The organism is Neolewinella persica DSM 23188, from assembly GCF_000373105.1.
GTDB classification, from domain to species: Bacteria; Bacteroidota; Bacteroidia; order Chitinophagales; family Saprospiraceae; genus Neolewinella; species Neolewinella persica.
Window position 1 is genome coordinate 135,381 of record NZ_KB890480.1, and the last position, 12,138, is coordinate 147,518.

Below are 12,138 nucleotides of genomic sequence, written 5' to 3' on the forward strand. Positions count from 1 at the left end.
TGTAGGATATTTGGCGACCTCAGTCTCGGGCAAACGAAAAAAGCCCCGGTGAACCGAAGTTCAGCGGGGCTTTTGAATGCCTCAATTTAATTTAGGCGTAGGTGTTTTGACCTACAAATGGTCGGCGTTTCACGCCGTAGTGGTCATACAGGCCGTTCCAGAAACTGGTGTCGCTGGTCTTTGGCCAGTTGTCCTTATCGAAGCCGGGGGCATTCTCGAGCACGTCTTTGCTGACGTTGAGGGCGAATTTCTCCGTCGTCTCGTTTACCGTAAACGCTTCAAATGGTATGGCGAAATACTTATCGCCGAGGCCCAGGAAGCCGCCGAAGGTCAATACGGCATAATTTACGGTACCGGTGTTGGTGTCAATCATGAGATCCTTAATTTCACCGAGTTGTTCGCCTTTATTGTTAGTGACGTGGGTTCCGGTGATACTGGATGAACTTAAAATTGGGGAATTCATAAAACTAAAAATTTTGCTGCGGGTCGAATAAAAAAAATAAATCTGTAAATAAGGGTTTCAGTCCCGCTTCGTTGCTTAATACACTATCATAACAACACAAGTATTAAAATTGTTTAATGTTTAAAGCGTTTATTTTTAATTATTTAGAATAATTTGTTTATTTGATGTGATATTTGGGAGATGTTGCCCCCCACTTAACATTCTGTTCAGCCCAATCATATCGTGTCAACCGTTGCAACAACTGGAACCATTGTAACAACTGCAACCCCTGCAACAACTGCTCATTACCGTACTTTGTGTCAGTAAGAACCACCGTTCCGGGCGGGGGTGCCCTGCTTCTATTAACCTTCTTTGCATCCTGCGTCCGCGCCCAAAGAATAATCAGGGCGGGGCCGCAGGTGCCATGGAGGTTGACCAGCACACTTTTCCCAAATGACCAAAAATGTTATGATGAAAATTCAACCGGTATTAATTGCAATTTCCTTCTTGATCGCCCTCTTTTTAATTGCACACAATCCGCTTTCTGCGAACTGGAGATCGTTATGATTCGGTTGGGTGGGAAATATTGAGCGACTGATGTTGGGGTCGAAAGGTAGATAAGTGACCACCTCCTATAAGATTAAATCTTACAGCCTCTTGCCCAACAATCTACCCGCTTAATTCCATACCAGATAGCTTGTTTTACTTTCTGCCATCTACTTAAACCATTATAGTAAGCTTTAATCCTACTACATGAGCCGCAATCTGATCCACTACCTCCCTGTGGCTTGGGGTTACCATTACCGTTTGGGCTAGTATCGCTTGTTCCTAAAACCCACCAAAGGCTTATTACGATCACTACAACTGCTGTTATTATCCAAAACATGATTTTTCGTTTTTTGGTTAAATTGAATTTTTATTTCAAAGGCCTATTACCTAACCTTGCCAAATCTTACCCTCTGTCAAATTAAATCCAGCCAACATTACCAAATATTTGCTTCCTCTAACCCTCCTCCCTTGCACCTGCGTCCGCGCCTAGAAAAGGTAGCCAGAAAGCATCAGGGCGGGGCCGCAGGTGCCATGGAGGTTGACCAGCACACTTTTCCCAAATGACCAAAAATGTTATGATGAAAATTCAACCAGTATTAATTGCTTTTACCTTCCTGATTGCCCTCTTTCTAGCCACCAATATTCCGCTTTCTGCGCAGGCACCAACGACCACTGGCCCCGAAAAAGGGTCCCTGGTGATTGTTGGTGGCGGCGGCGCAGGGGAGGAAATCCTCCTGAAATTTATCGAGCTGTCCGGAGGAATGGACGCGCCGATTGTGGTGATTCCAACTGCCGGAGGACAAGCAACCTACGATCAGGATGCGGGCATAGCGAAGGCATTGCGGCAACTAGGGGCCAAACAAGTGCAGGTATGGCATACGGATGACCCCGATAAAGCCAATGATGCCGACTTCGCGGCACCACTCGAAAATGCCGGAGGCGTTTGGTTCGGCGGCGGACGGCAATGGCGCCTGGTCGATGCCTACGCCGGTACGCAGGCGGAGAAATTATTCTGGGAAGTCCTGCACCGTGGTGGTGCCATCGGGGGCTCTTCGGCGGGGGCCACCATCCAGGGTTCTTACCTGGCGCGCGGGGATACGAAAGGCAACCAAACAATGATGGGCGATCACGAAGTGGGCTTCGGTTTCATCAAAAACATCGCGATCGACCAACACGTCCTCGCCCGCAACCGGCAGAATGACCTGTTTACCATCCTTGATCAGCGGCCCGAACTATTGGGCATCGGCCTGGATGAAAAAACGGCCATCATCGTGCAGGGCAACACCTTCGAAGTGATGGGCCGCAGCTATGTGCTGGTGTACGACCGCAGCTTTTGGTCGAGGGAAGGGAGTGCGCAGAAGGATTTACCGGCGGCTTACCGGCAGTTTTATTTTTTGCGGGCGGGGGATCGTTATGATATGGTTAAAAGGGAGGTTTTGGTTGATTGAGAGGGGGGGTATAAACGAACTAATTCCACCTAATGGAGATGTCTTTTGGTCTAAAATATCAGGGCGTATATTAAAAGAAAGAAAAGACTCCCATGAAAGACCCCAACCCTAAACACCTCTACGAAAACTTCGTCTACGACTTCCTCTTTGATGGCATCCATTGTACCGGCCAGCTGCATTAGGATTCAAAGAACCTAATATCACGGCTAGAGACTAACTTCCCATCTCTATAATCTTAAATAACCGCAAAAGTATTCCATCCCTAAATAAAATCCACTCAATAATGGGTCAATATGAAAATCAGATTTTAACCTGGGCTATCCCTGTCGGTATTACAGTGATGATCGCACTTTTTACCTTCATCGCTATGCGTGAGGAAAACAACAAGGTTAGGTTAGAGTGGAAGTCTTCATCTCAAAGGAGGCTTATTATTTGGGCGGGTAGTATTACAGTATTTACAATCTTCGCATTGTTACAGTCCAACGAACTATATTGGATCATTGCAATTGGCCTAAGGTTTGTAACTGCAAATTTCGTGGGAGTAGAGGCAAATAAACTTGGCCGCAATAAGATCATTTGGATAGTTCTCGGCTTTGTCGAATACCACATAGCTCTTTCTTTACTCTACTTCCGCCCTCAGCTATTTGTCCCGACTGAATCAAAAATAGAGCTTACCCTTAAGGCCGAATCTATCAACGACCTTTTCTTGAACGGACTAATTTCTGAACAGGAGGCCGAGGTGAGGTTTCGTGAACTCCGTGAAGAACAAAAGATAAATAGCCAAAACGAGAGAATAGACACTAAAAGTAGTTTTGAGAAAAGTCGAAAACAGGTCAAGATTGAGGTCCTCCAAAAAGCACTTGATTTGGGAATGATCTCTAAAGATGAATATGAAGAAAAACTCAAACGAATAAATTAGTTGAGCCAAAACTTTCTAAATAGCAACAAAGTTATCTTTTCGTCCATTTAAAATGAATGAATGGCTACTGATCCCGCCTCCACCGCAACCGATGTTATTGACCACAGCGTCTACCGACTAGCTGATCTGTTTGGTGATCAGCTTCCCATAACGGTAAACTGAGTGTTGACGGAGAGACGGTCCCGTACTTCGTCCGCCCCCGCCTCACAATGGGGCAGTTGAAAGCGCTGCACAAGCAGGCGCTGAAGGATATGCCTAATGCTATTTTGCTGCTAGGTTACTCCGATGAACAGCAGCGCGAGTACTGCCGGGAGAACAAGATCAACTTCCTGGATAAAGCGGGTAACTGTTTTATTAACCTACCATCATTACGTATGCCTGATGTAAATAACCGCCTGATCGGAGACCTTGCGCTGTATGCGGATCTGATTCGTTACGATGATCCAAGGGCACAGGAAGCCGCCGAAAAACTATTCGACCATTAAATACAAGATAGACTCCGCCAAAACGGGTTTTCCTGGTGAGGCGCTGAAGGTGTAATTCCGGCAGTTAACGGGCACCTGTCGGGCACCCGGGACTTACTTCATCGTGATCGGTGCTTTTGCCTGCGAAATTATCCTAGCCAAGGTCATCTACCTCACTCCTCCGTCATTACCGACTTTATCTTCTTCACCACTTCTGGTGTAACGTCCTCCAATCCATGCGCCGCCTTTGCGTGTGCAGCCGCTAATTTCAGCGCTTCTTCCTCCGTTTTTGCCCTGATTACGCCGTCGCAATCAAATCCTACGTCCCGACATTTAATGACTTTTTCCATGGTGCTTATGTTTGAAATGGTTATTTATTTCCCCTTTACGCTTCTGAATATACGGGTTGTAACACTTAAATGCAACGGTAACGCTGAATCAATCACTTACTGCATCAAAAGGAGGCCGCCGGCAGACAGGAGTGACGAACTGTGCACATCGCATTTGTAAGACATTGCCGACCTGACAATACACTGGCGAGCATAAACCTAATCCACCCCACCCCCACACCACAGGACGCTCCCCACCCCCAGCAGTAATAGTTTTCACCCCAAAGCTGAAAACTCCCTGTCGTCCATGCCAAAACTTAGTCTACTTACCCTGCTTCTCCCAACTCTCCCCTGCACCAGCGGCCGCGCCCTAATTAAAAGGGCGAAAGGAAGTAAAGGGAATCTCCTGCTCTCCTTTCTCCTTTTCGCCATTCTCCCCTTACTAACGGCCCAAAATGCCCTAGCCGTCACTAACCCCCGTGTGGAGTACCACGAAGGAAACGTAGGCATAGACGTTGAAAAACCCCGCTTCAGCTGGGAGCTTACCGGCGAGGGCCAGAACCGCTCGCAATCAGCCTACCGGATTATGGTGATGGACGAAGCCGGCGAAATCTGGAATACGGGCAAGGTGAAATCCAACGCCACCAACCAAATCGAATACGCCGGCCCGGCCCTGAAATCGAATGAACAATACCTGTGGACCGTAGTAGTCTGGGATGAATATAATCAGGCCTCGAACGTATTCGGCGGTATGTACCACACTGGCCTCCTCCACTTCTCCGACTGGCAAGGCCAGTTCATCGGCCACAACGTTGGCTACGACAAAACGGACCTCTACGACGAGCTCTACCTTCCGCCGGCCCGTTACCTGCGCAAGGAGTTTAAGGTAGCGGATAAACCAATCAAACGCGCCACGGCCTACACTACGGCGCTCGGCCTGTACGAACTCAGCATCAACGGCCAGAAGGTGGGCGAGGAAATGTTCCTTCCCGGCTGGACCGACTACGATAAGCGCCTTTACTACCAGACGTTCGACGTCAAACCGCTACTGGAACAGGGCGGCAACGCCGTTGGCGTGACCCTGGCCGACGGCTGGTACGCCGGCTACATCGGCTACGCCCTGCTGACGCGGCAAGACAAGGTCCGGGAATTCTACGGCGTAAACCCCTCCTTTATGGGCCAGATCCACGTGGAATATATGGATGGAACAACCGACATCATTGCCTCCGACGAAACCTGGCAAAGCAACACCGGCCCCATCCTTGAATCTGATATCCTGATGGGGGAAGTCTACGACGCCCGCAAAGAACACAAGGGTTGGGACCGCGCCGGCTTTGACGCCAAAGACTGGAAGAAGCCCCGCCGCTACACCTACCCTGACGGCCGCCTGCAGGCCTACCCGGGGGACTACGTAAAAGCCCGCGAAATGCTGAAGCCCGTGAAGATGACCGAGCCTGAAAAAGGCACCTACATCTACGACCTCGGAAAAAACATCGCCGGCATCATCGAATTAAAGGTCAACGTACCCGCCGGAACCGAAATCAAGATCCGCTACGGCGAGTTGTTGCGCGACGAAGACGGTGGCCTCATGACCGGCAACCTGCGCAAGGCCCGCGCCACCGACACCTACATCGCAAAGGGTGGGGGCGTTGAAGTTTGGCGACCACGCTTCACTTACCACGGCTTTCAGTTCGTTGAGCTTACGGGCCTTCCCAAAAAGCCCGCCGAGGATGCCGTGACCGGCATCTCCCTCAGCTCCATCACCACCGACGCCGGCGAGTTCACCTCGTCTAACCCGATGAACAACCAGCTGTTCGAGAACATCAAGACTACCCAGGCGGCTAACTTCTTCGAAGTGCCAACCGATTGCCCCCAGCGTGATGAGCGCCTAGGGTGGACGGGCGATGCCCACACCTTCTCGCGCTCAGCGACCTATACTTCCGATGTGGCCGCTTTCTTCACTAAGTGGCTCGTCGATCTTGACGACAGCCAGCGTTGGTACGGTGCCTACCCCAACTTTGCGCCCTTTCCCTTCAGCCGCCCGGAACAGTATTCCCCCGCCTGGATGGACGCAGGCGTCATCACGCCCTACACCATTTACAAGGTCTACGGCGATACCCGTGCGCTTAAAGTCGCCTGGTCCGGCATGGAGAAATTCATGGACTTCCAGGCAGACGCGAGCACCGACTACCTACGCCCCGGCGCAGGTAACAATTGGGGCGACTGGCTCACAACCGGCGCTAAAACGAGTAACGACTTCATCGCAACGTCCTTTTACGGCTACGATGCCCTGCTGATGGCGGAGATGGCGGATGCCTTAGGTAAAAAAGGCCGTGCGGCGCACTACCGATCCGTTTTTGAGAGCATTAAGACGGCTTTCGGAAAGAAATACATAAAGCCTGACGGTAGTACGACGGAGGGGACCCAAACTGCCCTGGCGCTTGGGTTATACTTCGACCTGTACCCGGAAGAACTGGCCCCGAAGGCGGCGGCGTTGCTGGCCCAATCGGTCACCGACAACGGGGATAAGTTTTCTACCGGCTTTCTCGGTACCAAACACGTGATGCTGGTACTTTCTGAATATGGCCACCACGATCTCGCGTACCGTCTCTTTCAACAAGAGGCGTACCCGAGCTGGGGCTTTTCGGTAGCCAACGGTAGTACTTCCATCTGGGAACGCTGGAACAGTTACACGAAAGACGCCAACAGCAACGAGAGCATCAACGCAGCCATGAATTCCTTCAGCCACTACGCCTTCGGCTCGGTGGCCGAGTGGATGTATCGGTACGGGCTCGGTATCGAGACGAAGGGGGCAGGCTTCCGCGAGATTATCCTGAAGCCGGCAATCAGTAAAGAAATCAACGAAATGTCGGGCAGCTACGACTCAATCAACGGCAAGATTGCCTCTTCCTGGAAACGTTCGGGAAATAAGGTGACCGTAAAAGTGGAAATCCCCGTCAACACTACCGCTACCGTTTTTCTACCCGGACGGACGGAGATGATCGGATCGGGGACCTATTCTTTTGAGGTGACGGAATAGGGCGTGGCAACAGGTGATTTGTGTTCGCGCAGCGAACGCGGCCCTTTTGGGGGGCAAACAGTAGGGGCGATCCCTTGCGGTCGCCCTACTGTGAGCGTTGTTGGAGATTGATCGGGTGTTGATCCCTTGCGGTCCCCCCCCCGGTTAAAAAAGCGTTGCAGGAGATTGATCGTGTGTTGATTCCTTGCGGTCCCCCCCGGTTAAAAAAGCGTTGCAGGAGATTGATCGTGTGTTGATCCCTTGCGGTCGGCCCCCGGTTAAAAAAGCGTTGCAGGAGATTGATCGTGTGTTGATTCCTTGTCGCTAGGGTCTACAGACAAGTTTACAGAAGCGATCATGCCCGCCATTTTACACCTCCGAGGAGCTCGCGGCTGCGCCAGCTCGACGCCTCGGAGGTGAAAACGCTAGATTGTAGGTAAACGGCCAGTCGTCAGTGTTGATCTAAGTTTGGGTTCTCCTCGGAGGCATAATTTGGTTGACGGAGCGCAGCGAAGTCAATCAAATTTTCCTCCGAGGTGTAACCCAAACCGTCAGACGAAAGGTCGTATATGGCCGGAATCTCTCGGCCGACGAACCAGCTCCTTCGTCGCGTCTCGGCGGACGAGCGCTTCCTCGAAAGCCTCTTGATTTGAAATCCTTATCACCCTACATCGGATGTAGGGTGATAAGAATCTTGTCTCTGCGCTCTCAAAGTCGCCTCTCCCCCGGCCCCTCTCCCCCGGAGAGGGGTGACCCAAGTATCAGTGTTTTTAGGTAAAATGGAAGATGTTCCAGGACCTCTAACTCAAGTAATAACTACAGTTTAAGTCAATTTAGCAGATCCAGCAAGGCAGTAGCCGCAGCGTAGTTTAGTTCCCCTCTCCGGGGGAGAGGGGTTAGGGGAGAGGCGACATAGGGCCTGGAAAATTTCAAATTCTTATCACCCTACATCGGATGTGTAAAATCGCGACAATTTAAAGTGCTGTAGAGATTAGTCCATCAATCAAACGAAGATGAAAAAATTACTACTACTTACCTTTTTGCTGCTGGCCTCCATCCTGGCCCACACCCAGCCTCCTAACATAATCGTCATCTTCACCGACGACATGGGCTACGCTGACCTCAGCGTTCACGGCCAGGAACCAGACATTCGCACGCCGAATATCGACCAGCTGGCCAGGAGCGGCGCCCTCTGCACCGCCGGCTACATAACGGCGCCGCAGTGCATCCCGTCGCGGGCCGGCCTGCTGACTGGTCGCTACCAGCAAAGCTTCGGCCTGGATCATAACGGCACCATACCGCTGCCGCTCACTGAAAAACTGATCCCGGAACGGCTCAAGGCCGCCGGCTATGCCACTGGGATGACCGGTAAATGGCACCTGGAGCCCAACCACCAGCAGGAGGAATGGATTCGGGAAAATCTTCCGGAACTGGCGGCAAAGGAATCCTACGTTCCTTCTGATATTCCCGGCGGGATGAAACGTGCCTACCGTAGTGACCGCCGGGGTTTCGACGATGTTTTCGAGGGTTACATTAACAACTACCTGACCAACTATACGCTGGAGGGGGAAGACAAGGAGGTCAGCCAGGAGAATGTACCCGGTTACCGCCTGGATATCCAGACCGAGGCTGCGCTCAGCTTCATCCGTCGGCACAAGGCCGATCCGTTCTTTTTCTACCTGTCGTATTTCGCGCCACACGTCCCGCTTGAAGCACCCGCCAAATACCTGGATCGTTTTCCCGGCGAGATGCCCGAACGCCGCCGGCACTGCCTGGCCATGCTCTCAGCCGTTGACGATGGAGTAGGACGCGTGCAAGACCTGCTCTCGGAGCTTGATTTGGCGGAGAATACCCTGGTCTTCTTCATCAGCGATAACGGTGCCCCGTTGAAGATGACGAAAGAGGACATTACCCTGGATTTCAAAGGAGGTGCCTGGGATGGTTCCCTGAACACACCCTACGTTGGCGAAAAAGGAATGCTCTCCGAAGGAGGGATTCATATCCCTTTCGTGGTGAGCTGGCCGGGTTCCATTCCGGCAGGGCAGCGGTATGATCACGCCGTAAGTTCTCTGGACGTGGCTGCAACCAGCGTTGGTGTGGCGGGTTTGTCTCCGGCAAAAGAACTTGACGGTAAGAACCTGATCCCCTATCTGACCGGCGCTAAAAACAAGGCACCACACAAATACCTGTACTGGCGTTTTTGGCAGCAGATTGCTGTTCGTTCCGGGAACTATAAGTACCTGCGAATGGGCGAACGGGAATTTCTTTTCGACGTCACGACTGATGCCCACGAAACAAAAAACCTGCTAAGTGAACAACCGCGCACGGCCCGCCGACTGGGGCGTAAGCTGGACCGCTGGACGCAAACGCTCAAAAAACCCGGAGTGCCGGGCAACCCCAATCAATCCGAAGCCGAATGGTATGATTTTTACTTTCCTGAATAACCCAGCCCGGAGCTCGAAGCACCTCAAAAGAATCGTCATGCGCTACCTAAGCTTACTTTTTCTACTCCCCCTCTGCAGCTGTACTGTAGATTCCCCGCCCGAAGCTTTACCGATCCCTCCGCTGGAAAACTGGCGGGCGGAGTGGCTCTCTTTTCCGACGCAGGATACCGACCTGGCGGATACACTGATCCTTCCGCCGGCCGCCTACTTCCGCAAAAGTTTCGTGCTTGAAGCCATACCGGAACGGGCAATTCTCTTCTTTTCTGCCCTCGGTCTGGCGGAACCACACCTGAATGGAGAAGCCGTAACGGAAGATCTTTTCCTCCCCGGCTGGTCGGACTATGATAAGCGTATTTACGCCCACGCCTACGATGTGACCGACCGCCTGCGGGTAGGGGAGAACGTGCTTGGTAGTGTGCTGGCCGATGGCTGGTATGCAGGCTACGTGGGCCCAAAGTCACTCTCCAACCCGAAGAACCGGGAGCTCTACGGGGATACCACGGCGTTGATTATACAATTGGAGCTTACTTTGGCCGGTGGTGGGAACCAGTCGGTACTGACCGATGAAAGCTGGCGCGCGGCCACCGGTCCGCTTCGCTTCGCCGACCTGCTTATGGGGGAGTTTTATGACGCTCGCTTGGAGATTCCTGGTTGGGATGAACCTGATTTTGAAGCTAAGGATTGGGCGCGGCCGCTGGTGCAAAGTAAGAACAGGGAGCAGTGGACCGACCTGCTGGAGCCCTACCCCGGAAACCCAATAAATACTTACGACGAGCTTACGCCGACCAGGATCACCGAGCCTGACGCTAGGGTTTACCTCTTCGATATGGGGCAGAATTTTGCCGGCCATGTCCGTCTCCGCGTTTCGGGAGCAGCCGGGGATACCATCCGCCTTCGCCACGGCGAAATGTTGAACACGGACGGAAGCCTGATGACGGAGAACCTCCGTTTTGCGCGGGCCACCGATTTTTACGTCCTCAAAGGCGGAGGGGAGGAAGTTTGGGAGCCCCGCTTTACTTACCACGGGTTTCGCTACGTGGAAGTATCCGGATTGAAGGCCCGGCCCACTACCGCAATGCTTACCGGAGTAGCCGTGAGTGCTTCAACACCGATGGTCAGCAGCTTCCAGAGCTCCGATAGTTTATTGAACCGGCTGTACCGTAACATCATCTGGACCCAGCGCTCCAACTTTCTCGAAGTACCCACCGATAGCCCGCAACGTGACGAGCGCCTTGGTTGGCTGGGCGACGCCCAGATATTCTCCCGCTCTGCGCTCTACAACGCCAACCTGACCGACTTCTATCATAAGTGGCTGGCCGACGTTCGCGACGCCCAATACGACTTCGGTGCTTACGCCAATTTCGCTCCCAGGCCCTACCCCGATCTTGTGTGGTACTCCCCCGGTTGGATGGAAGCCGGCCTGATGGTCCCATACAACGCCTGGCAGTTTTCGGGAGATACCTCCCTGATCGCAGATCACTACGCTTCCATGACTAAGTACATGGACTTCGTCATCAAAAAGAGTGAGCCCTTCGGCTATTTCTACCCCGAAAATTCGTGGACAGAGATTGGCCCCAGAGGAGGGTTTGGTGACTGGCTGGCGTTAACGGATAAGCACCTGGCACACGATATTCTGGCTTCCATCTACCTGGCCCACTCCTTCCGCATTATGGCCGAGATGAGTACGGCTCTCGGTAAAACAGCTGAGGCTTCACGGTACCATGATCTCTTCGCACGATCAACCGCCGCATTCGCGGCACACTACGTAGCACCCGACGGGCGCTTCGTCATTGACGAAACAGCCTACAAAGGAGGTAAGGGATATTTCGAAGGAGAGAAAGGGTTTACCGGCCACACTCAGTCGGGCTATGCTTCAGCGATTTACTTTAATGTGCTGCCCGACAGCCTCGCCAGGCTTGCCGCCGGTCACTTGGTAGACCTGGTGGAGGCAGCGGACCGTAAGCCAACCTCAGGAATACTGGGGATTCGGCAATTGCTGCCCGCCCTGGCGAAGGTCGGACGAAGTGATCTGGCTTATGAGATGCTGCTCGACGAGCGGTACCCCGGCTGGGGTTTTCAGGTTGCGAACGGTGCAACTACTATTTGGGAACGCTGGAACAGCTATACCCTTGACAAGGGCTTCAATGGGGAGATGAACGCGAAAATGAACTCCTTTAATCATTATGCTTTTGGAGCCGTAGGCCAGTTCCTCTTTGCCGAAATGGCGGGAATCCGGCCAGAGACACCGGGCTTCTCTTCTGTATTGATTCAACCGGACTTTGGTAATGGCGCATTACGCAATCTTTCGGCTGGCTACGTCTCTCCTCATGGTCCAATCCGCTCTGCCTGGGAGATCGATGGAGATGTGTTGACCCTGGAGGTCGAAGTCCCCGCGAACACTACTGCAAGAGTCGTTTTTCCCTCGGATAAAGGTGCGCCGGCCGAACGTAACGTCGGGCCCGGGAAACATACCTTAGTTGCCCGTACTCCTGCTTATCTTAGTCAAGACAAAAAATAGCTTTAA

General features: G+C 52.4%; 8 protein-coding genes. 6 read left to right on the forward strand and 2 right to left on the reverse strand.

Annotation, left to right across the window (positions count from 1 at the left end; all coding sequences use genetic code 11):
* Nucleotides 1–91: 91 nt before the first annotated feature.
* A complete protein-coding gene (locus tag B036_RS0125325; protein WP_020571538.1) occupies nucleotides 92–463 on the reverse strand; it encodes a PRC-barrel domain-containing protein in 372 nt (123 codons plus the stop codon).
* A 1,088-nt stretch (nucleotides 464–1,551) separates the two neighbouring features.
* On the opposite strand from B036_RS0125325, the gene B036_RS0125335 reads away from it, so the two are divergent.
* The 3 genes from B036_RS0125335 (at nucleotide 1,552) to B036_RS0125355 (ending at nucleotide 3,843) form a co-directional block, all read left to right on the forward strand.
* Nucleotides 1,552–2,439 (forward strand): cyanophycinase, encoded by an 888-nt coding sequence (locus B036_RS0125335; RefSeq protein WP_020571540.1) that lies wholly within the window; start codon nucleotides 1,552–1,554, stop codon nucleotides 2,437–2,439.
* Between the two features lie 283 nt (nucleotides 2,440–2,722).
* Complete coding sequence (locus B036_RS0125345; protein ID WP_026232347.1) at nucleotides 2,723–3,358, forward strand: hypothetical protein; 636 nt, start codon at nucleotides 2,723–2,725, stop codon at nucleotides 3,356–3,358.
* Between the two features lie 218 nt (nucleotides 3,359–3,576).
* Nucleotides 3,577–3,843, forward strand: coding sequence for a hypothetical protein (locus tag B036_RS0125355; protein ID WP_157472441.1), 267 nt, complete (start codon nucleotides 3,577–3,579; stop codon nucleotides 3,841–3,843).
* A 152-nt stretch (nucleotides 3,844–3,995) separates the two neighbouring features.
* On the opposite strand, the gene B036_RS33110 is transcribed toward B036_RS0125355, so the two are convergent.
* Entirely contained in the window at nucleotides 3,996–4,172 is a 177-nt protein-coding gene (locus tag B036_RS33110; protein ID WP_020571544.1) for a DUF1059 domain-containing protein, read from the reverse strand.
* Between the two features lie 286 nt (nucleotides 4,173–4,458).
* Between B036_RS33110 and B036_RS31095 the strand changes: the two genes are divergently transcribed.
* The 3 genes from B036_RS31095 (at nucleotide 4,459) to B036_RS31100 (ending at nucleotide 12,132) form a co-directional block, all read left to right on the forward strand.
* Nucleotides 4,459–7,191 carry an alpha-L-rhamnosidase gene (locus B036_RS31095; protein ID WP_020571545.1) on the forward strand — a complete coding sequence of 911 codons (2,733 nt, stop codon included), beginning with the start codon at nucleotides 4,459–4,461 and terminating at the stop codon, nucleotides 7,189–7,191.
* A gap of 992 nt (nucleotides 7,192–8,183) precedes the next feature.
* Nucleotides 8,184–9,614, forward strand: coding sequence for a sulfatase family protein (locus B036_RS0125370; protein WP_020571546.1), 1,431 nt, complete (start codon nucleotides 8,184–8,186; stop codon nucleotides 9,612–9,614).
* 37 nt (nucleotides 9,615–9,651) lie between these two features.
* Nucleotides 9,652–12,132 (forward strand): alpha-L-rhamnosidase, encoded by a 2,481-nt coding sequence (locus B036_RS31100; protein ID WP_169435101.1) that lies wholly within the window; start codon nucleotides 9,652–9,654, stop codon nucleotides 12,130–12,132.
* Nucleotides 12,133–12,138 lie beyond the last annotated feature (6 nt).